This window comes from Winogradskya humida (genome assembly GCF_016862215.1).
GTDB classification, from domain to species: domain Bacteria; phylum Actinomycetota; class Actinomycetes; order Mycobacteriales; family Micromonosporaceae; genus Actinoplanes; species Actinoplanes humidus.
On sequence record NZ_BOMN01000031.1, the window covers coordinates 128617 to 148983 of the forward strand.

Below are 20367 nucleotides of genomic sequence, written 5' to 3' on the forward strand. Positions count from 1 at the left end.
AAACGTCAGAAAATACGGCCCGGGTTGGAGCGGGCCTGGTTGGAACGGGTCTGGGCGTAGGCCTGGCGGCGGTTGACGAGCTCGCCGCCGTACCAGGCTCCGAAGACCGCGCCGACGAGGGCGAGGAGTTCGACGGCGAAGATGCCGCCGCCCGCGACCCGGTCGGGGTGGCTCATGCGGAGCATCAGGATGACCGCGAAGAGGATCAGGACGCCCATGTTGGCCAGGCCCTGCAGGACGCCGATGCGCTTTGCCGGGGTGCCGTTGGGGACGAACATCAGGTCGATCGCACCGGCGACGGCGGCCAGGACCCCGCCGATCAGGCCCGCCACGACGTTCCAGTAGGCGAGGGCGCCCAGGATGTCGGGGGCGCCGAGAAGGTTGCCGAGGTCGAAGAGGACGGCCATCGAGAACAGGCCTAGCGGGAACATCACGAGCACCGGCTGTACTGCCTGGCCGGCGATTCTGAGTCGGCTGTCCATACTGGTCGTCACCCTCCCCTGGGCTGCTACTCAACGGTCGAGCTCATGCGGTCGAGACGGTCGAGCTCACGCGGTCGAGGTCTGGCCTACCCGGGTCATGTGACCCCGAAACGCCGGGTCGCCCGCGTCACCGCATCGATGAGGACCGTGATGATCAAAGCTGGGACCTCGGCCGATACGCTGTGGCCATGGAACTGGCCGCGAAAATTCTGGTGGGCCTCGTGGCCCTCATCCATATCTACATCCTGGTGCTGGAGATGTTCCTCTGGCGGACGGAACGTACGCGTGCCACTTTCGGTATCACCGCGGAGTTCGCGCAGCAGAGCGCGCCGCTGGCGGCGAACCAGGGGCTCTACAACGGCTTCCTGGCTGCCGGTCTGATCTACGGACTGGTCACGGACGGGGTCGACTTTCAGATATTTTTCCTGTGCTGCGTCATCATCGCCGGAATTTATGGCGCGATCACGTCCACCCGCAAAATTCTGTACGTGCAGGTCATCCCGGGTGCGCTCGCGTTGCTGGCGGTCCTGCTCGCGCGTTGAGAGCCGGAGTTGGCTTGTATGCAGTCTGCGATATGGCAGGTTGATGTGTGGCGGGCTGCCGGATGGCGTGCTGTACTGAGAGCAGGCAATAAGGGCAGTGCCGAAGGCGACTGAAGGAACGGCACCCGGCGGCAACCGGGTGCCGTTGTCGCCTCTCGGGGCCCTGCGCATTGGGCTTAGCGCGCACAGGAATATCCAGCGAGGCGGGGAAATCTCTCTGCGCCAATGGTGGCTCGCCTTCCCTCTCCTCGCAAGGAGGCAGGGAGGGGGAATTTGCCGTGCGTATCTACTTCCGCGGGTTCGAAGCGGTGGTGACCAGCGAGCACTTCATCCGTCGCACCAGCACGACGACCAGGGCCTTTCTGATCCGCGACCTGCGTAACGTCTGCATCACGCGGTCCGGCGTGGCTGCCCGCACCGCGCCGTATTTCTTCGGCGGCGCGGTTCTGGCCCTGGCCGTGGCCGCACCCATGTGGCAGCTCTCGGCGCCGTCCGCGATCGTCCTGCTGGGGCTCGCGGGCCTCGGTGCGGTCTTCGCGGTGCTGGCATTGCGTGGCCGGCCGCAGCCCTGGGTGCTCGAGGGGATCTACCACGGCGAGCGGGCAGTCCTCTACGAGTCCGCTGACGAGCGGGTGTTCAACCAGGTCAGCCGGGCATTGCGGCGCGCGATCGAGGATGGCCGCCCACCCGCTGTCCGGGACGGGTTGTCCGGAGCCGCCTAGGCCCGTACACCGGCTTGTTCGCAATCTGCGATGTGGCACTTTGAGTGGTGGCGATCTGCTCGGTGGACGTGCTGTACTTCTTGCGAACGGTAAGGGCGGAGATTCGAGAAGAAATCAGAAACGGCACCCGGCGGCAACCGGGTGCCGTTGCACTCTCGGACCGCCGTCCCGGCTAGCGAGGCGGGAATCTCTCTCGGCCGTGTCGGCGGCCTTTCTCCCTCGCCCGCGTCAGGGAAGGGGCCAGCACAGATGCGTACCTACTACCGCAGCCGTGAAGTTCTCGTTACCGATGAATACTTCGTCTGGCGCGCGTCGACGACCCAGATCGTCCCCATCGGGGAGCTCCGGGATGTTCGTCTCGTCCGGGGTGAGGCGAGCCGGGTGGGGATCGCCGCGATGGTGGCGACCACCGCCGGACTCGTCACCCTGGCGGGTGCAAGCTGGGCTGTCATGGGGCAGCTCGCGGGCTACGCGCTGGCCGCCACCGCGACCATGATCGCGGCGGTGGCGGTGCGTTCACCGCGGCGCCGGGCCACCCGGGTCTGGAATGTCGAGGCGACCCTGCGGGGATCCCGGGTGATCATCTACTCGTCCCCCGATCTCCGGGTGTTCAACCAGGTCACGAGGGCTCTGCGCCGAACGATCGAGGTCAACCAGCCCGGTCATGACAGCTATGGCCTGGCCGCTGCCTGAGCCCTCCGCGCCGCCCGGATCGAGCTGATCTCACATCGGTTGAATCGTGCGGGGCGCGGTCGGGGACGGGCGAGGTCATGAGTAGCATGACGCGCGATCTCGCTGCTTGCGCACTGGCAAACAGCGAGGTCGCACGTTGAACATCCGTAGGCTCCGAAAACTTCGACGATGAAGGACTTATGGCTGAGGCTGTCTCGCCGACCGTCGCGCGCCGCCGTGTGCGATTGGCGCTGCGTGAGGCCCGCGAGTTGCTCTCGCTGACCCAGCAGCAGGTCGCTGACGAGATGGAATGGTCGCTCAGCAAGGTCATTCGGATCGAGAACGGCGATGTGACCATCGCGCCGAACGATCTGCGTCCCCTTCTCTCCCGTTACGGGATCAAGGATCGCGATCGCGTCAGTGAGCTCCTCACGGCTGCGAAGATCGCGCGGACCCGGCAGCGCAAGGCGTGGTACCAGGCGCCGGAATTCCGCGAGATGCTGTCCGATGCCACATTGCGGCTGATCGAGTACGAGGCCGAGGCGGTCGCCATCCGGTCCTACTCGATCTACTACATGCCCGGCTTTCTGCAGACTCCCGATTACGCGGCGGCCCTGACGGGCAAGTTCGCGGAAGACCTCGGCGAGGCGCGGGTGCGGGTCCTGTTGCGGACCCGGGAGCAGCGCAGACAACAGCTGATCGCGCGGCTCGACGCGGTGGAGATCTACATTCTGCTCGAGGAGTCGGTCCTGATGCGTCCCATCGGCGGGCCGGCGATCTTCGCCGATCAGCTGCGGGAGTTGCGCACGGCCGCGAAGAGCGGACAGCTCCACCTGCGGATGCTGCCGTTCGATTTCGATTACCCGATCGACAACAACGGCACCTATGACCTCATGGCGCTGAGTGGGAGTGACAGCGACAGTGAGATCATGTATCGCGAGAACGGGATGACCGACGAGATCGTCGAGGATCGCGCGACCACCGCGCGGCATCGTCTCCGGTTCGAGCACTTGTGGACCTTGGCGGCCGACGAGTCCGACACAATTGGGCGAGTCGACCAACGTATCAAGGATTTGGAGACAAAATCGCCATAAAAGTAGCAAAATAACTTTGATCACGTTCCGCGGTGCGCCAACGGCGGTGCACGAGAGACCGGAGAAGCAAGTGTCAGTTACCGAGATGCCCGAGTGGCGCAAGAGCTCCTACTGCAGCAACGGAACCTGCGTCGAAGTCGCGCAGGTCGCCGACGAGTACCTGATCCGCGACTCCAAGAGCCCGGCGCAGGCGCCGCTTCGTTTCACCCCTGACGAGTGGACGGCGTTCGTCCGCGGCGTCAACGAGGGTCAGTTCTCGTTCTAGCAGGCCATGGCCGTTCGGGGGCGCTTGCTCGCGATGCTGCACCGGGTGAATCTGGGCGGCCATTGAAATAGATATCGCCGCGCTTTTGATCCTCGTGCCCTGGTACCAAAAGCGTCCAAATCCGGCCGGTGAACCGTCCCACGCACGGAAGACGCGTCAAAAGGTGCGCAGAATGGACAAACTAATATGTCCATTTGTGGTTATTTGCCGCAAATCATCAGCTGGTCGATGATCACTCGCCTACTCACTCCTGCCGCGCGCGGTTCCGGTCACTTAACGTGTATCTCGGGGAAGCCGTTTGGAGCGGTGGTCCGCAGGGATGCCGCAGGGTAAGGCGAGTTTGTCTTTGGCCGAAAGTCGCTCGCCGGGAATCACGTTCACTCATTGTCAGTGCCCGCCCGATTCAGCCGGGGTCCCCTTAACGTTGGGTGAGGACTGTGCGGAGGTGACAGCATGATCGAAAATGCGGATCCGGCCTGGCGCAAGAGCAGCAGGTGCACGAATGGGACGTGCGTCGAGGTCGCCAAGGACGGCGACGACTACCTGGTGCGGGACAGCAAGTATCCCGGGGCACAGCCACTGCGCTTCGATGCCGCGGCGTGGCGGGACTTCATCGCGGGCGTGCGGGCGGGGGAGTTCGAGTAACGGCGGGTTCGGGGCCGGCCTGCGGGGGCATACTGCCTCAATGGGTGACTTCCCTTCGCGAGTCGAGCCCCAGCCGGTGACGGTCGTCGAGTCCGAGCGGTTCCAGGAGCTTGTCGCAGCGGCCGAGGCGCTGCTTGACGAGCTGACCGCGCGGTACGTCGTGGAGCGCCGGGAGACGAAAGAGCCGCTCGGCGATGGCGGCGAGGTGGTCCGGACCGTGCGGTTGATGCCGCACAGTCCGGCTGCGGGGCCGCTCTCCATCTGCTTTCCCGACACCTCGGCGCGGATCGTGCTCCGGCTCGGTCGCTGGTTCGAGCAGTCGTTGCCGGGCTATCAGGACGACATCGATGAGCTGCGGAAACTTGCGGTCGCCCACGTTGAGGGCGGGCTGTGGGAGCGGATCCGGCGGGGGCTCAGCGGGTCCTGGCTCGAGACCCGGCTGATCGGGCCCGAGATCACGGTCAGCCGGGAAGCCCCGGTCGATGCGGTGGAGGCCCGGGCCGCGCGCCGGGAGGGATTCGCCACGCCGGTGCAGTGGTCGCCCTGGACCCGCCGGCCCTGAACCAAAGCCCTGAACTAAAAGCCCTGAACTAAAAGCCCTGAACCGAGTGGCCAGAACCGTGGGTCGATAGACTTCCCGCTCGTGGTAGCGGAGTGGGACGTGGCTGTGGTCGGGGCCGGGCCGGGTGGGCTTGCTGCTGCGTACGCCGCAGCGGCGGGCGGGGCCCGGACGGTGGTGCTTGAGCGCGCGGAGCATCCGCGCTACAAGACGTGCGGCGGTGGCCTGCTGGGCAACTCGCTGCGGCTCGCGCAGTCGCGGATCAGCGTGCCGGCGCGCGACGAGATCTACGCCGTCACCATCACCGATCGCGGGAAACGGGCGTTCACGCGGCACTCGACGCAGCGGCCGGTGCTGACCATGGTCCGCCGTGACGAGTTCGACTTCGCCTGGTACGAGGCTGCGGTCGCGGCCGGCGCGCAGGTCCGGCAGTTCTGCCAGGTCAGGTCGATCGATCAGGACGAGGACGCCGCGACGGTCACGCTGGCGGACGGCGAGACGATTACCGCGCGTACGGTCATCGGCGCCGACGGCTCGGCGGGGATCAGCTCACGGCACGTCGGGGTCACGTTCGACCAGCAGGATCTCGGGCTCGAGGTCGAGATCGAGGCGAGTGCCGCGGACCGGGATTCCTACCGCGGGAGGGTGCTGCTCGACTGGGGGCCGGTTGCGGGCTCCTACGGGTGGGTCTTCCCCAAGGACGACCAGCTCACCGTCGGCGTGATCATGGCGAAGGGCCGGGGCGCGGAAACCAAGCGGTACCTCGCCGATTTCCTTTCCCAGCTCGGGCTCGAAGGACGCACAGTCATTCGCGACTCCGGTCACCTGACGCGTTGCCGCAACCCCGGTGCGCCGTTGCGAAAAGGCCGGGTAATCGTGGTCGGGGACGCGGCCGGACTGCTGGAACCGTGGACGCGGGAAGGCATCAGTTATGCGCTGAGATCCGGGACGTGGGCGGGCGAGGCGGCGGCAAAGGGCGAGCTCGACGCGTACGAACAAATGGTTGTGAACGAACTGGGGCCGGAGATGGCCGCCGGGCGTACCTTGCTGAGGCTTTTTGAAAGGCGCCGCAGGCTCATGCACACGGCCTTTTCAACGCCGCTGGGGTGGCGTGCTTTTGAGGCTTTCTGCCGCGGTGAGCTGGCTATGGCCACGGTGCTGGAGAAATCGTCGGTGAGGGCCGCCATCAAAGCGTTCGGCTGACCCCGGAGCGCGTGAGCCACGCCTCGTCCTCGGCCTGCTTACGGGCGAGCCCGTCCTCGCCGTTGTACCGCCGGAACTGCGGCAGGGCGAGCGCGAGTCCGAGCGTACCGACGATGCAGAGCACGCCACCCACCCAGATGGAGCCACCGACGCCCAGCCTGGTCCGGGCCATCAGGCCCGAGCGCAGCTGGCCGAGCATCGGACCGGTCGTGTAGGAGAGCATCTCGATGCCCGCGAGCCGGCCGCGCAGATGGTCCGGGATGGTCTGACTCCACATGATTGAGCGGAAGATGCCGGATATCATGTCCGCGCCGCCCGCGAAGGCCAGGCAGAACAGCGTCAGCCAGAGCGCCCCGGACAGGCCGGCGCCGACGATACCGATGCCCCAGAACGCGGCCGCGACGATCACCATCAGCCCGTGCCGATGCACCCGGCCGGTCCAGCCCGAGGTCAGCGTCGCGATCAGGGTGCCGACCGACGGCGCCGCGTAGAGCAGGCCGAGCACGCGCGGACCGCCGAGCTGCATCGCGAGGAACGGGTACAGCGCCTGGGGCATGCCGAAGAACATGGCGTTGATATCGACGAGGTACGTGCCGAGCAGCTCGGGGCGGCTGCGGGCGTACCGCAGACCGGTGACCACCGAGCGCAACGACGGGCGGTCGGCGTCCGGGGGTGGCGGGACGGCTTTCACCAGGCTCAGGCAGATCACCGAGGCGGCGAAGGTGAGCAGGTCGATCGCGTACACGAGCCAGAGGTCGACCGACGCGATCAACAGGCCGGCCACCGCCGGACCGCCGAGCTGCGCGACCTGCATGCCCAGCGAGCTCATGGCCATGGTGGCCGGGAGCTCCTCCGGGCGTACGAGCCGGGGCAGCATCGCTTCGAGTGCCGGGCGTTGCAGACCGTCAACCGTCGCGGTCAGCGCCGCGATCACGAAGAGCAACCAGAGGTGCGGCTCGTGGGACAGAGCGTTGAGCAGCAGGATCCCGCAGAGCCCGGCCAGCGCGAACTCGCCGCCCCGGACCAGCAGGCGCCGGTCGAGGAAATCGGCGAGCGCCCCGCCGACAAACGCCATGACCAGCAGCGGGACCAGCTCGCACACGCCGAGCAGGCCGACCATCAGCGGATCGTCGGTGATCTTCGCGACCTGGTAGGGGATCGTGACGTACGTGATGAACGACCCGAACCCGGACACCGCCCCGCCGGTGAAGACTAGCCGGAAGTCGCGGGAGGTACGCAGCGGCGTGAGGTCCAGTCCGAAGCGCCGCTTTGTCACGCCGGAGATCGTGCCCCAGACGCGGCCCGGCGCGCGACGGAATTACCTCAGGACCAGCTTGCCGGTCTTCTCGAACGTCGCCAGGTCACCCAGGATCTCGTCGACCAGCGCCGACTGCGGCCCCGGCAGCGCATCCAGCGGGAAGAAACCGGCGTCGACCGACTCGTCGGTCACCCGCTGCAGCTCACCCTCCCAGGTGTGGATCCGGAAAGACATCACGATCTGCTGGTACGTGTGCCCGAACTGGTTCGTGTAGGTGCGCGAGGTGTCGAACATGAACGGCGTCAGCGACGTCGCCCGCAGCCCGGTCTCCTCCCAGGTCTCGCGGATCGCGCACTGCTCCATGTCCTCGCCCAGCTCCATCGCGCCGGCCGGGATCGCCCAGCGGTGGTTGTCGGAGCGCTGGATCATCAGGAGCCGGTTCTGGTCATCGATGATCACGCCGCGTGCGCCCACGAACAACAGGGTGTCGGTGTCGCCCACGCTGGTTCGTACCCGGCCGAGATAAGACTCTTCCCACGTCATTCCCACGGGATCATGGTAGTCAGGCGGACTTCTTGACCGCCTTCTTCGCGGGGGTGGACTTTTTCGCGGCCGTGGTCGTCTTTGTTGCCGCGGTCTTCTTCGCGGCCGCCTTCTTGATGGGGGTCGGCTCAGCCGCCTTCTTCGCGGGCGCGGCTTTTGTTGCTTTTGTTGCTTTTGTGGGCGTGGCTTTGGTGGGGGTGGGCGTGGCTTTGGTGGGCGCTGACTCGCCGCGTGCCTGCTTGGCGCGCTCGACCGAGGCCTTGAGCGCGGCCATCAGGTCGACCGCGGCGGCCGGAGCCGCCTCGGGCTCCTCCGGGGCGACCACCTCGCGGCCCTCGACCTTGGCGTCGATGACCTCCTGGAGCGCGGCCCGGTAGTTGTCGGTGAACTCGTCGGGCTGGAAACTGCCGGCCATCGAGTCGATCAGCGAGCTTGCCATGGCGAGCTCCGCGGGCCGCGTCTCGATGTCGTCGTCGAGAAAGCCGAACTCGGGGGTCCGGACCTCGTCGGGCCAGAGCATCGTGTTGAGGACCAGGACATTCTCGTGTACGCGCAGAGTGGCGAGCTGTTCCCGCTGCCGGATCGCGATCTTGACCACGGCGACCCGGTCGGACTCGGTGAGGGCGTCACGGAGAAGGACGTACGGCTTCGCGGCCTGCCCCTCCGGCTCCAGGTAGTAGGCCTTGGCGAACAGCAGCGGGTCGATCTGCTCCGCGGGGACGAACTGCAGCACGTCGATCGCGCGTGACGTGGTCAGCGGCAGATCGGCGAAGTCGTCGTCGGTCAGGACGACCATCTCGCCGCCACCGATGTCGTACCCCTTGGCGATGTCGTCATAGCTGACCACCTCGCCGTCGACCGAGCAGGTGCGCTGATATTTGATCCGGCCCCCGTCGGTGCGGTGCACCTGGTGAAAGCGGATATCTTTCTCTTCCGTAGCCGAATAGAGCTTCACGGCGATCGACACCAGGCCGAACGAGACCGCGCCCTTCCAGATCGCCCGCATGGCCGACTCCTACCCCTCGTGAGCTGCCTCTTCGATCAAGGATGGCACTCGTGGGGCGTGTGCGTAAGGTTTCGGTGCAGCGTCATGACTGCGGTATGCACCTCGATGTCGATAAATGTGTTAAACGGCGCTTGCCGCCCTGGGATGATCGATTGCCGGTTTCCCGCCCGGCGGGCGTACCGCTGCCTATGGTGATCACGTGCCGGGAGCCCCCTTGTCGCCGATGCTCGCCTCCGCGGGCCCGCTGCCGCTGGGCGGGAACTGGGGTTACGAGTTCAAGTGGGACGGGGTCCGGGTCCTCGCGTCGTTCGCGGGCGGGCCGCCCCGGCTCTGGGCCAGGTCCGGCACGTCGGTCACCGCGGCGTACCCCGAGATCGCCGCGCTGCGGCTGCCGCCCGACACCCTGCTCGACGGCGAGATGGTGGTCCTGAACAACCTCGGGCGGCCGTCGTTCACCTCGCTCGCCGAACGCATGCACGTGCGGGACACCGGCAAGGCGGCGCGACTCGCGGTCACACTGCCGGTCACCTACATGATCTTCGACCTGTTGCGCTACGACGGACAATCACTGCTCGGCCTTGGGTACGCCGAAAGGCGCGCTCGTCTCGAAGAACTCAACCTCGGCGTCGGACGCTGGACCGTACCGCCGGCGTTCACCGACGGAGCCGCCACCGAGACGGCCGCCCGGGAGAACAGCCTCGAAGGGGTGATGGCGAAACGGCTGGACTCGCCGTACGTGCCGGGCGCCCGCACCCCGGACTGGGTCAAGGTCAAGTTCGACCGGACCGGCGACTACGTCATCGGCGGGTGGCGTTCCGGGGCGCGCAAACTGGGCGGCCTGCTCGTCGGCGTGCCGGAGCCGGGCGGACGGCTGCGCTTCCGGGGCCGGGTCGGAGGAGGCATCGGTGCCGCGGCCGAACACGACCTGCTCTCCGCGCTGGCCCCGCTTGTCGCACGGGAATCGCCGTTCGCCGCGGGGGCCGTGCCCCGTGAGGATGCCCGCGGCGCGCACTGGGTAAGCCCCGACCTGGTGGTCGAGGTGCGCTACGGCAACCTGACCCCGGACGGGCGGCTGCGTTTCCCCCGCTTCCTGCGGCTGCGCCCCGACAAGACGCCGGCCGAATGCGTGGAGGAGGAGCCCGGCGATGGCAGCTGAACGGTTCCCGGTCCAGATCGAGGGCCGCGATCTCGAGTTGTCCAACCTCGACAAACTGATGTATCCCGGCGCGGGATTCACCAAAGGCGAGGTCATCGACTACTACACCCGCGTCGCACCGCTGCTCCTGCCACATCTGGAAGGGCGGGCGCTCACGCGGATCCGATACCCCAACGGCGTCGACGGCGCGCATTTCTTCGAGAAGAACGCCCCGGGCGGAACCCCTTCATGGGTACGGCTGGATACGCTGCCCGTACCCGGCTCCACCAAATCCCGCGAAACGATCGACTTCGTGGTCGTCGACGAGCTGGCCACCCTCGTATGGGTCGCCAATCTCGCTTCGCTGGAACTGCACACGCCGCAATGGCGGGTCGGTAGTGATCCCGATCTGCTCGTCGTCGACCTCGATCCCGGGGCGCCGGCTGCGCTGCAGGAGTGCTGTGCCGTGGCGATGCTCATGCGGGATCGGTTGAGCGAGGACGGGCTCCGGGCGTACCCGAAGACTTCCGGAAAGAAGGGGATGCAACTCTGCGTGCCTATCTCCGCCCGGCAGAATGCCGAGATTGTCACCGGGTACGCCAAGCGCGTCGCGGAGGAGTTGTCCGCGCGGGTACCGGGCTCGATCACCGCGAAAATGGCGCGGGCGGTGCGGCCCGGAAAGGTCTTCATCGACTGGAGCCAGAACGCGGCGGCCAAGACGACGGTGGCTCCTTATTCGCTGCGCGCTCAGCCCTCGCCGACCGCTTCGACGCCGTTGACGTGGGACGAGGTCGAGGCCATGGCTACGGGGGCTTCGCCGGCGCGGCAATTTTCGGCGGGGGAGTTGCTCTCGCGACTGTCCACTCACGGTGATCTGCTCGCTGATCTGCTCTCACCTGGGCCTTTGCTGCCCGACCTGCTTGCTTCTTGAGGTACCTTGCGGCGCAAGGTACCGTGTGACGCATGGCGGATGTCGCTCAGCTCTCGACCGGCCTGCGACGCGGAACCCTCGAGTTCTGCGTCCTGGCCATGGTCGAGCACGAAGACCGGTACGGCACCGAGATCGTGCGCCGCCTCGGCGACGAACCCAACCTCACCGCCACCGAAGGCACGATCTACCCCCTGCTCTCCCGCCTGCGCCGAGCCGGCTGGCTGGACAGCAAATGGAGCGAATCCCCCTCAGGTCCACCCCGGCGGTACTACGCCCTGACCGACAGCGGCCGGTCAGCGCTCACCCACTTCCGCACGGAATGGACCTCGTTCCGCCAGACCGTCGACCGCCTCGTAGGGACCGGTGACCAGTGAGCGCCGAAATCAACACCACTTCCGCCGGCGCCCCGGCCGGCTCTACCGCCGACTCTGCCGCCGGCACTCCGGCCGACTCTGCCGTGGGCGTTCCGGCCGACTCTGCCGTGGGCGTTCCGGCTGGCTCTGCCGTGGGTGCTTCTGCTGGCTCTGCCGTGGGTGCTTCTGCCGCCGGTGCTTCTCCCGGTGGGCGTGACAGTCGGGAGGCTCTCGACGGGCTTGTCGCGGAGTATCTGCGTGAGCTCGAACAGCACGTCAGCGGACTGCCGGTGCTCCAGCGCCGCGAGCTCCTCCGCGACCTCGAAGCCCACATCACCAACGAGCGCGCCGAGCATCCCGCTCTCGGTGAAACCGAACTGCTCGACATCCTGGAACGTCTCGGCAGCCCGGCGGCGATCGCGGCTGCGGCCTTCGAGGAGGCCGGCCTGGGCAGCACCGCAAGCCAGGCAGCGATTCCCTCGATCTTCGGAGGCGCCGCAGCCCGCTTCTCCGGCCGCGCCGTCGTAGCCCGCACCGCACCGGCCCCGGGCTCTGCCGGCATGTCTCCAGCTGCCGTGGGTTCTGATGGTCCGGCTTTTGCCGGGGGGAGAGCTTCCGTGGCTCCCGCGCCGATGGCCATGGCGGCGTCCGGGCCGTCCGCTGTCCCGGGGGCTGCGGGCTCGGGCGGCATGTCGGCTGTAGTTTCACCGGCTGTCGGGCTGGGTGCTGTCGGGCTGGGTGCTGCCGGGCTGGGTGCTGGTGGGTCGGGTGCTGGTGGGTCGGCTGTTGGAGTGCCTGCTTATGGGCCGGCGTCGTTGCTGGGTGTCAGCGTGGCGCCCTGGGCGGCTTCGGTGCCGGCCTCAGGGGCTGTCGGGTCGGCGTCTGCCCAGGTCGGGCCGGGTGGTGGGGGTGTGGCGACCGTGCCGGAGGCCTACGTGCCGCCCGCGCCGAAGCCGGAAGCCTACGTTCCGCCGCGGTCTGCCCCGGCCATTCCGCCGGCGCCTGACCGGGTCCGGGAACCGGGCCAGCCTCAAGGCTCGAGCTTCTCGGGCTCGGCCCCGGCACCTCACGGTTCGTCGCGTGGCGGCCGTCGTGGCCCGTTCCCGCCGAGCTTCAGCGGGGTGCCCTACTCGACGATACCGCCGATCGCGGGCATGCCCTTGGCGCCGATCCGGATGGCACGTTCGACGCGACCGTGGTTCGGGGCCCTGCTGATCGGCGGGATCGCGATCGTAGTTTTCGCCTTCATCGGATGCGGCCTCGGGCTCGCCCTCACGCACAGCTCCGACGTCTCGGAGTCAGGCACCGCCGTCCCGGCCGGCCCGCTACCCGACTCGGTCATCCCGGCGGACCCGGCGGACCAGCCAGACCCGGCTGATGAGACAAACACGGCTGATGAGACAGACCCGGCTGAACAGGCGGGTCCGGCGGATCAGACCATCCCGGCGGATCCCGCCACCACCGAGGCCGGCACGACCAGCGACACAACGCCCACAACGCCGCCGACCACCATCGCTCCGACCCAGACCGCGAACTGACCCCGGGTCGTGCCGTGACCCGGGCCGTGCCGACCCGGATCGGTCAGTCGATTTGGGGGAGGGCTGGGCCGAGGATGTCGTCGGCGTCGACGATTTTGTAGGCGTAGCCCTGTTCGGCGAGGAAGCGTTGGCGGTGGGCGGCGTACTCCGTGTCGATGGTGTCTCGGGAGACGACTGTGTAGAAGTGGGCTTGGCGGCCGTCGGCCTTGGGGCGCAAGACTCGGCCCAGGCGTTGGGCTTCTTCCTGGCGGGAGCCGAAGGTGCCGGAGACCTGGATGGCGACGGCGGCTTCGGGGAGGTCGATGCTGAAGTTGCCGACCTTGGAGATGACCAGGGTTCGCAGGCGGCCGGAGCGGAACTCGTCAAAGAGGCGTTCGCGTTCCTTGTTGGTCGTGGAGCCTTGGACGATCGGGGCGTCGAGGTATTCGCCCAGCTGGTGGAGCTGCTCGATGTAGCCGCCGATGACCAGCGTCTGGTCACCGGCATGCTTCTCGACGAGGGCACGGACGACCGGGAGCTTGGTGCGGGCGGTGGCGGCGACGCGGTAGCGCTCCTCGGCCTCGGTCACCGCGTACGCCATGCGTTCGGCGTCGGTGAGGGTCACGCGGACCTCGGTGCACTCCGCGGGGGCGATCCAGCCCTGGGCCTCGATGTCCTTCCAGGGTGCGTCGTACCTCTTGGGGCCGATGAGGGAGAAGACGTCGCCTTCGCGCCCGTCCTCGCGTACCAGAGTGGCGGTCAAGCCCAGGCGACGCCGGGCCTGGAGGTCTGCGGTGAAGCGGAAGATCGGTGCCGGCAGGAGATGGACCTCGTCATAGATGACCAGGCCCCAGTCGCGGGCGCCGAAGAGGTCGAGGTGGGTGAAGGCGCCGCCGCGGCGGGACGTCAGGACCTGGTAGGTGGCGATGGTGACCGGGCGGATCTCTTTGCGTTCGCCGGAGTATTCGCCGATTTCGTCCTCGGTGAGGGAGGTGCGGGCGACGAGCTCGCGTTTCCACTGCCGGCCGGCGACCGTGTTGGTGACCAGGATCAGCGTGGTGGCCTGGGCGGTGGCCATCGCGGCCGCGCCGACCAGGGTCTTGCCGGCGCCGCAGGGGAGCACGACCACGCCGGAGCCGCCAGCCCAGAAACCGTCGACGGCCTCCTGCTGGTACGAGCGGAGCGTCCAGCCGTCTTCGGCGAGCGAGATCTCGTGCGCCTCGCCGTCGACGTACCCGGCCAGATCCTCGGCCGGCCAGCCGAGCTTGAGCAGCGCCTGCTTGAGCCGGCCGCGCTCGGAGGGGTGCACCACGATGGTTTCGTCGTCGATGCGGGCGCCGAGCATGCCGGCGAGTTTCTTGCTCTTCGCCACCTCGATCAGCACGATCTTGTCGAGGCCGTGCAGGACCAGGCCGTGCGAGGGATCGTTGACGAGCTGGAGCCGGCCGTAGCGGTCCATGGTCTCGGCCACGTCGACCAGCAGGGCGTGCGGCACCGGGTAACGGGAGTACTTGATCAGGGAATCTACGACGTTCTCGGCGTCGTGACCTGCGGCGCGGGCGTTCCAGAGGCCCAGCGGGGTCAGCCGGTAGGTGTGCACGTGCTCCGGCGAGCGCTCCAGCTCGGCGAACGGCGCGATCGCCATCCGGCACGCTTTCGCATCAGGGTGGTCGACTTCCAGCAACAGGGTCTTGTCGGACTGAACAATCAGAGGTCCGCCGCTCACCAGGATGCCCTTCCACGAACTTTTGTCGCACGCTGCGCGTGTCAGAAGACCCTCCAGTCTGACACGGCGAACGACGGACTGAAGAAGGTTGATTCCTGGTGCAACGCTTCGGCATGGCTGAGCGTTTAGCTAAGAGGCGGGTTGGGTCGCGCGCGGCGAAAAAATCGGGGGTGCGCGAACCCGGCTCCCGCTATTCCTCCAGCACCGCCGCCGTGATCCGGTGCAAGGCGAACGTATGCAACGTCTCTGTCCGTTCGTCCTCGGCGCGCAGATAGCCCGCGCTGAGTGAGACCGGGCGGACCAGGCGCGAGAGCGTCGCCCCGTGCGAGTCGACGTAGCCGACCCAGACCCGGGCCTTGTCGCGTACGGCCTGCTGAAGCACTGCCATGGCCTGCGTGTGAGCCTGCACGGAGGTCAACCCGGGGACGCTCTGACCGTTCGCCGCGCGCACTGTGACGGGGGCGCGGCGTGCCGCCCGGGTGGCGATGTCGCCGCGGCGGATCTGTTCGACCACCCCGGCCAGTCGTGGGCCGGCCAGCGCAGGGGGTCCGGCCTGGTCGCTCGCTCTCATGGACAGGGGGGTACGGGTGGGAGCGCGCCGAATCTTGGGCCTGCTCAGCACCGCCGCGCCTACGGCGTCCTCGGCTACGGGGGCGTACCCGCTGTCGCGGAGCGCGCCCAGGAGCCGGGCCAGCTGCAGCGGGCTGACCAGCACGGTCGGGGCGAGGCGGCGCAGGGCCAGGTTGCCGAGCCGCCGATCGGCCAGCACCTCGGCGACCAGTGCCTCGTCGTCACTGCGTACGTAGGAACCGGCCGACCCCGCGCGCAGACCGCCGTGCTTACGTGCCGCGTCGTCGATCAGGTAGGAAAGGGCCTGCGGGATCGGGGTACGCGAGCGGCGCTGGAAGAGGTCGTGCAGGTCGCCGGCCGCGTAACCGACGTCGAGAGCCCGGCGCACGCTCGCTGAGGTGACCCGGTGCACACTCGCGCCGCCGCCCGACTCGAGCTCGGCGACGACTTCCAGCTCCGCGGCGAGCTCCGGCTCGGGCGGGCCCGGCACCACCACGGACAGGTCGGCCTGGACGAGCACGTGATCCACCGGGGCGGGCAGGAGCGCGTCGAGGGTGCGTACGGCGTCCGACGCCCCCGGTGCCCGGCCGCCGTCCGGACCGGTGCCCAGCGGGTCATGCTCTTCGGGGTCGACGCCGGACTGCAGCAGCCTGCCGTACGAGGTGGCCGCTCCGAGCCCGGTGATGCCCAGCAGCGCGGCGCCGTTGAGGGCGTCACGGTGTGCACCCTCGCGCCCGCGGGCCCGGCGGGGTGCCTGCCACGCGAGCAGGTTGAGGACGTCATCGGCCTTCGGGGCGGTGCCCGGCCCGAGGGCGGCGAGCGCGGCGAGGACCTCCCTGCGGGCCTGGGGTGCGCCCGCCCGCTCGGCGTCCGGGGCGAGCACGTTGATCGGGCGGTCCCGGTCGTCACGCTGCCCGATCAGGCCCGGCTGACGGGTCATCGCGAGCCACGAGTTGGCCAGGGTTTCCCAGCGTTGCGCGATGCTCAGGGCCCGCCACAGGTCGTAGGCGCCGGTGGGCATGAAGATCTCGTCCTGCGTACCCGTGGCTCGACTGGTCGTGACCCCACGGCCGCTGCCGCTGACGTCGGTCTCCGCCAGCAGGCCCGCGGCATGTGCCACCTCGACCAACAGGGCTGTCGCCGGCTCGTCCAGGGTCGCCGCCCGGCTGAGCCGCTTCAGATCCCGCACGCCCAGGCCGCCGGTCTTGAGCACCGGCGCCGGCTCGGCGGACAGCGCCTCCAGCAGCATCTCGGTGTTGCGGACCGCCTCCATGACCTGGCCCGCACCGGCCGAATCCACGGACTTCGGATCGCGGGTCGGACCCTGCGGCACCGGTGGTAGCGGGCGCAGCTCGCCCAGCGCCCCGGAATCGCGGCGCAGCAGCATCCCGACCTCGCGGGGCAGCTCGACCAGCTCACCGTCGGCCCGGGGTGCGCGGCCGACCTCGGAGACCTGAACCAGCACGTGGTTGTCGATCAGCCACTGCACCGGCTCGGCGACCTTGCCGCCGGCGCTCAGCGCCCCGACGGGCGGACCCTCGGCCAGGCGGTCCAGCACGGCCCGGGCGGCGGGTGACGCGGCGAGGACCGTACGCCGTAGCTTGGCCCGATCCGCGCAGAGCGCCGCCGCCTGGGGATCCAGGTAGTCCGCGGGACGACCCAGACCGGCAGGGTACGGCGAGGTGACCTCGTCGACCGTCCCCACCACGTGCAGGGCGTCGTCGGGGCCGTAGAGCAGGAACCGGGCCCTCAGCCGCCCGATCGCTTCCCGGCCCTCCGGAGCCAGCTCCAGAATCGCGGCGACCGAGGTCAGGGCGGACTGCTCGTCCCGGGTCAACCGGGCAGCGTCCAGCACGGCGAGGGTGAACTCGTCGAGCGCGTCAAGGCAGCGAGCCACCGAGCCCCGGGACTGGGCGCGCACGGCAAGAGCGGAGACATCGGCGGGAACGGGCACGACAAGATCAGGACGCAACTGGATGAGTGCGCCCAAATCTTCATCAGCGAGTGCTCTCAGCTGATCGGCAAATGCGGTGGCCATCGCGTTCAACGCTAGCCGCCGTGGGACCATGGGCGGGGGTCCGGGGCGTGGCCGGGCCTTTTCCAGCGCTCAAGGGGAGTCACCTGTGGCAGCAGAGAAGAAGAAGCCGGCCTTCAAAGAGGGGCACCTCGAGGTATCGGAGATCTTCTCCGACCGCGCGGCCGCTCCTTCTCCGTTCGGCGATGACCAGACCTTCCCCATGCCCGTCGACCGGGTCACCTACAAGCCGCCGGTCCACGGCGACCAGCCGGGTGGGTCCGGACCGCACGCGTGACCTCTGCCACACCTGCGGTCGGCTTCGATCTGGACATGACGCTGATCGACTCCCGGCCGGGCATCCGCGAGGCATATCGCGCACTGACCGCGAAAACGGGCGTTTACGTCGATGCCGACCTCGCGGTCACCCGGCTGGGGCCGCCGCTGCGCACGGAACTGGCCAACTGGTTCCCGGCGGCCGAGCTCGAGGACGCGGTCACCACCTATCGGGCTCTCTATGCGGACTACGCCATCACGCCGTCCGTGCCCACGCCGGGTGCGGTTGCGGCGCTGGCAGCCGTACGCGACATGGGGTTCCGGGTTGTGGTGGTGACCTCGAAACTCGGCCGGCTCGCGGCCCTGCACCTCGACCACCTGGGTCTGGCCTACGACGAGCTCGCCGGTGACCTCTTCGCCGAGGGCAAGGCGACCGCGATCACCGAGTACGGCGTCCGCTGGTACGTCGGCGACCACGAAGCGGACATGATCGCCGCTCGCACCGCCGGCGTTCCGGGCATCGGCGTCACCACCGGGCCCTGCTCTTCCGCCGAGCTCACGGCGGCCGGCGCGGCGTACGTACTGGCCGATCTGACCTCGCTGCCCGCACTCCTGGCAGAGATAACGGTTGGGACCTGACGCACCCGCTCGATAACCTTGCCGTGAGCAAGCGAGTCCATTGAGTGAAGTTGAGGTCAGCGGTGCCCACGGGTCGAGTGAAGTGGTATGACGCGGCTAAGGGGTTCGGGTTCGTCACCAGTGACGAAGGCGGGGACGTTTTCCTGCCCAAGGGGGCCCTGCCGTCCGGGGTCGCCGACCTCCGAGCCGGTCAGCGAGTCGAATTCGGTGTGGTGGACAGCCGCAAGGGTGCCCAGGCGCTCGGCGTCAAGGTGCTGGACGCCCCGCCGTCGGTGGTCGAACTGCGCCGCCGCCCCGCCGACGAACTGCACGGCATGGTCGAGGACATGATCAAGGTGATCGAGGCGAAGATCCAGCCGGACCTGCGTCGCGGGCGCTATCCCGACAAACGGACCGCTCAGAAGATCGCTCAGCTGGTGCACGCCGTGGCCAGTGAGCTGGAGGTATAACTTTTTCGTCTGGACGGGCCGCTCCTGCTGGGGCGGCCCGTCTCTACTCCGGCGGGCTGGTCTTACTTGAGCAGGCTCGGGACCGCCGGCGTGATCCCGGCGGCGGCAGCGCGGCTGAGCAGGGCGTCCGCGGCGGCGAGGCCGTCCTTGCCGAGATCCAGCGTGAACTCGTTCACGTAGAGGTTGATGTGCTGCTGCACCACCTCAGGCTCCATCTCCTGCGCGTTGGCCAGCACGAACTCGCGGCTCGCATCCGGGTCGGCCCAGGCCATGCTCACCGAGGTGCGGATCCACTCGGCGGCCTCCACCGGGTCGACGCGCCCCTTGCGGGCCAGGATCGCGCCCAGCGGGATCGGCAGCCCGGTGTCGGACTCCCACCACTCGCCGAGATCCACGAGCGAGGTCAGCCCGTAACGCGGGTAGGTGAAGCGAGCCTCGTGGATCACCAGCCCGGCATCGAAACGCCCCTCGGCCACCCCCGGCATGATCTCGTGAAACGGGACCACCTCGATCTTCGCCGGCGCGTTGTCGGCAGCCCATAGCCGGAACAACAGATATGCCGTGGTGCGGTCACCGGGCACCGCCACGGTCGCCCCGCTGAGATCACCATCGTGACCATCCTTGGTCAGCACCAGCGGCCCGCAGCCCCGCCCGAGCGCCCCGCCACACGGAATCAGCTCGTAGTCGTCGAGCAGCCACGGCAGCGCCGCATAGCTGACCTTGACCAGATCGAACTCGCCCCGCTCGGCCGCCGTGTTGGTCACATCGACATCGGCAAACGTCAGATCAACCGCCTCGGCGCCCGGAATGAGCCCGTGCACCAGCGCATGAAAGACGAACGTGTCGTTGGGACAGGGCGAGACCGCTAGTGAAAGTGCCACGCCCTCACGGTATCGACGGGCCCCCGGCAACACGCCGCCCCGACCCTGTCTGACTTGCCACACGTTGCGTAGCCCACACCCGGCCCGCGGTTGTCCACAGGGTTATCCACAGGCCTTCCGGGCGGCTTCGGTGAGGGCGGAAAATGCTTCTCGAACGCGCCAGGCAGCTCGATCACGAGGCCCGATCGGGTTCGAGATCGTGCGCAACTCGACGAAGGGGAGGCCGGCAGCTTGAGCGGCAATCGCCACGCCGTAGCCCTCCATGGCTTCGGCCACGGCATCCGGGAAACGGGCCTGCAGGGCCGCGGCGGTCGCGGCGGTGCCGGTCACTGTGGCGAGCGTGAGGACATCACCCACGACGGCGTAAGGGAGAGCGGATGACAGCATTTTGAGCAGCGCGGCATCGGCGGCGACAACGCTGCTGCCGAACCCCAGCTCTTCGATCGGGATGAAGCCCCGGCCTGACGCTGCGCTGGGTTCGGTTGATTCCGCTTGGCCGGTTGGTCTGGCGGGCCTGGCGGCTTCGGCTTGTCCGGCGGGTCTGGCTGCTTCGGGTGGTCTGGCTGCCTCGGCTTGGTTGGCTGCTTCGGCATCGTTGGGTGCTTCGGCTTGGTTGGGTGCTTCGGCGCCGAGGTCGGCGGCGATGCTTCTGGTGCCGAGGACCGTGGCGCCGACTTCGGCCTGACCGACAAAGCCGCCGGCGATACCTGCGCTGATGACCGCGGTGTAGGGCTCGCCGCGAGCCTCGGCCAGGGCGATCAACCGGGCGGTCCCGGCAGCCGCAGCAGCTGGACCGACACCGACCGCCTCCACGTGGACAACCCGAGGCGCTTCCGTGAGGGTGCTCGGCTCGGCCTCAGCGTGGGTGGCTGACACCGCTTCAGC

At 68.4% G+C, this 20367-nt stretch carries 23 protein-coding genes; 15 read left to right on the forward strand and 8 right to left on the reverse strand.

Features of this window, described 5'->3' with window-relative positions:
• Positions 1 to 5 precede the first annotated feature (5 nt).
• Positions 6 to 482 (reverse strand): DUF2231 domain-containing protein, encoded by a 477-nt coding sequence (locus Ahu01nite_RS13815; RefSeq protein ID WP_203836886.1) that lies wholly within the window; start codon positions 480 to 482, stop codon positions 6 to 8.
• Between the two features lie 188 nt (positions 483 to 670).
• Between Ahu01nite_RS13815 and Ahu01nite_RS13820 the strand changes: the two genes are divergently transcribed.
• The 8 genes from Ahu01nite_RS13820 (at position 671) to Ahu01nite_RS13855 (ending at position 6184) form a co-directional block, all read left to right on the forward strand.
• On the forward strand, positions 671 to 1024 hold the full coding sequence (locus Ahu01nite_RS13820) for a DUF1304 domain-containing protein (RefSeq protein WP_203836887.1): 354 nt from the start codon (positions 671 to 673) through the stop codon (positions 1022 to 1024).
• A 278-nt stretch (positions 1025 to 1302) separates the two neighbouring features.
• Positions 1303 to 1746: a DUF6232 family protein gene (locus Ahu01nite_RS13825; RefSeq protein ID WP_203836888.1), complete on the forward strand. Its 444-nt coding sequence runs from the start codon at positions 1303 to 1305 to the stop codon at positions 1744 to 1746.
• Positions 1747 to 1995: 249 nt separating this feature from the next.
• Complete coding sequence (locus Ahu01nite_RS13830; protein WP_203836889.1) at positions 1996 to 2439, forward strand: DUF6232 family protein; 444 nt, start codon at positions 1996 to 1998, stop codon at positions 2437 to 2439.
• 179 nt (positions 2440 to 2618) lie between these two features.
• Complete coding sequence (locus Ahu01nite_RS13835) at positions 2619 to 3512, forward strand: helix-turn-helix domain-containing protein (RefSeq protein WP_203836890.1); 894 nt, start codon at positions 2619 to 2621, stop codon at positions 3510 to 3512.
• Between the two features lie 70 nt (positions 3513 to 3582).
• Entirely contained in the window at positions 3583 to 3777 is a 195-nt protein-coding gene (locus tag Ahu01nite_RS13840) for a DUF397 domain-containing protein (protein ID WP_239158825.1), read from the forward strand.
• 453 nt (positions 3778 to 4230) lie between these two features.
• Positions 4231 to 4422, forward strand: a complete 192-nt coding sequence (locus Ahu01nite_RS13845) for a DUF397 domain-containing protein (RefSeq protein WP_203836891.1) — start codon at positions 4231 to 4233, stop codon at positions 4420 to 4422.
• A gap of 40 nt (positions 4423 to 4462) precedes the next feature.
• Entirely contained in the window at positions 4463 to 4984 is a 522-nt protein-coding gene (locus Ahu01nite_RS13850) for a DUF6226 family protein (protein ID WP_203836892.1), read from the forward strand.
• 105 nt (positions 4985 to 5089) lie between these two features.
• Positions 5090 to 6184, forward strand: coding sequence for a geranylgeranyl reductase family protein (locus Ahu01nite_RS13855; RefSeq protein WP_203836920.1), 1095 nt, complete (start codon positions 5090 to 5092; stop codon positions 6182 to 6184).
• Here Ahu01nite_RS13855 and Ahu01nite_RS13860 read toward each other — a convergent pair.
• From Ahu01nite_RS13860 to ku, 3 genes are read right to left on the reverse strand one after another with little or no spacing between them, the layout of a single operon-like run.
• Positions 6168 to 7460: an MFS transporter gene (locus tag Ahu01nite_RS13860; RefSeq protein ID WP_203836893.1), complete on the reverse strand. Its 1293-nt coding sequence runs from the start codon at positions 7458 to 7460 to the stop codon at positions 6168 to 6170. The genes Ahu01nite_RS13855 and Ahu01nite_RS13860 overlap by 17 nt on opposite strands.
• A 42-nt stretch (positions 7461 to 7502) precedes the next feature.
• A complete protein-coding gene (locus Ahu01nite_RS13865) occupies positions 7503 to 7985 on the reverse strand; it encodes an NUDIX domain-containing protein (RefSeq protein ID WP_438874780.1) in 483 nt (160 codons plus the stop codon).
• Positions 7986 to 8004: 19 nt separating this feature from the next.
• Positions 8005 to 8991 carry a non-homologous end joining protein Ku gene (gene ku, locus Ahu01nite_RS13870; protein ID WP_203836895.1) on the reverse strand — a complete coding sequence of 329 codons (987 nt, stop codon included), beginning with the start codon at positions 8989 to 8991 and terminating at the stop codon, positions 8005 to 8007.
• A 199-nt stretch (positions 8992 to 9190) separates the two neighbouring features.
• Between ku and ligD (Ahu01nite_RS13875) the strand changes: the two genes are divergently transcribed.
• The 4 genes from ligD (Ahu01nite_RS13875) (at position 9191) to Ahu01nite_RS13890 (ending at position 12948) form a co-directional block, all read left to right on the forward strand.
• On the forward strand, positions 9191 to 10147 hold the full coding sequence (gene ligD, locus Ahu01nite_RS13875; protein WP_203836896.1) for a non-homologous end-joining DNA ligase: 957 nt from the start codon (positions 9191 to 9193) through the stop codon (positions 10145 to 10147).
• Positions 10137 to 11057 carry a non-homologous end-joining DNA ligase gene (ligD, locus tag Ahu01nite_RS13880; protein ID WP_203836897.1) on the forward strand — a complete coding sequence of 307 codons (921 nt, stop codon included), beginning with the start codon at positions 10137 to 10139 and terminating at the stop codon, positions 11055 to 11057. Before ligD (Ahu01nite_RS13875) ends, ligD (Ahu01nite_RS13880) begins: the two co-directional genes overlap by 11 nt.
• Positions 11058 to 11089: 32 nt before the next feature.
• Positions 11090 to 11431, forward strand: coding sequence for a PadR family transcriptional regulator (locus Ahu01nite_RS13885; RefSeq protein ID WP_203836898.1), 342 nt, complete (start codon positions 11090 to 11092; stop codon positions 11429 to 11431).
• Between the two features lie 155 nt (positions 11432 to 11586).
• Complete coding sequence (locus Ahu01nite_RS13890) at positions 11587 to 12948, forward strand: HAAS signaling domain-containing protein (protein WP_203836899.1); 1362 nt, start codon at positions 11587 to 11589, stop codon at positions 12946 to 12948.
• A gap of 43 nt (positions 12949 to 12991) precedes the next feature.
• On the opposite strand, the gene Ahu01nite_RS13895 is transcribed toward Ahu01nite_RS13890, so the two are convergent.
• Together Ahu01nite_RS13895 and Ahu01nite_RS13900 are read right to left on the reverse strand one after the other, a co-directional pair.
• The gene (locus Ahu01nite_RS13895; RefSeq protein ID WP_203836900.1) at positions 12992 to 14653 is read right to left on the reverse strand and encodes a DNA repair helicase XPB; all 1662 of its coding nucleotides are present in this window, start codon (positions 14651 to 14653) and stop codon (positions 12992 to 12994) included.
• Between the two features lie 190 nt (positions 14654 to 14843).
• Positions 14844 to 17261 (reverse strand): helicase-associated domain-containing protein, encoded by a 2418-nt coding sequence (locus Ahu01nite_RS13900; RefSeq protein WP_203836901.1) that lies wholly within the window; start codon positions 17259 to 17261, stop codon positions 14844 to 14846.
• Between the two features lie 85 nt (positions 17262 to 17346).
• On the opposite strand from Ahu01nite_RS13900, the gene Ahu01nite_RS13905 reads away from it, so the two are divergent.
• The 3 genes from Ahu01nite_RS13905 (at position 17347) to Ahu01nite_RS13915 (ending at position 18601) form a co-directional block, all read left to right on the forward strand.
• Positions 17347 to 17535: a hypothetical protein gene (locus Ahu01nite_RS13905; RefSeq protein WP_203836921.1), complete on the forward strand. Its 189-nt coding sequence runs from the start codon at positions 17347 to 17349 to the stop codon at positions 17533 to 17535.
• On the forward strand, positions 17532 to 18152 hold the full coding sequence (locus tag Ahu01nite_RS13910; protein WP_275411742.1) for an HAD family hydrolase: 621 nt from the start codon (positions 17532 to 17534) through the stop codon (positions 18150 to 18152). Before Ahu01nite_RS13905 ends, Ahu01nite_RS13910 begins: the two co-directional genes overlap by 4 nt.
• Before the next feature lie 62 nt (positions 18153 to 18214).
• Complete coding sequence (locus Ahu01nite_RS13915) at positions 18215 to 18601, forward strand: cold-shock protein (RefSeq protein ID WP_203836903.1); 387 nt, start codon at positions 18215 to 18217, stop codon at positions 18599 to 18601.
• 62 nt (positions 18602 to 18663) lie between these two features.
• Here Ahu01nite_RS13915 and Ahu01nite_RS13920 read toward each other — a convergent pair whose 3' ends face one another.
• Positions 18664 to 19482 carry a 1,4-dihydroxy-6-naphtoate synthase gene (locus Ahu01nite_RS13920; protein ID WP_203836904.1) on the reverse strand — a complete coding sequence of 273 codons (819 nt, stop codon included), beginning with the start codon at positions 19480 to 19482 and terminating at the stop codon, positions 18664 to 18666.
• A gap of 102 nt (positions 19483 to 19584) precedes the next feature.
• Complete coding sequence (gene mqnB, locus Ahu01nite_RS13925; RefSeq protein WP_275411743.1) at positions 19585 to 20358, reverse strand: futalosine hydrolase; 774 nt, start codon at positions 20356 to 20358, stop codon at positions 19585 to 19587.
• Positions 20359 to 20367 lie beyond the last annotated feature (9 nt).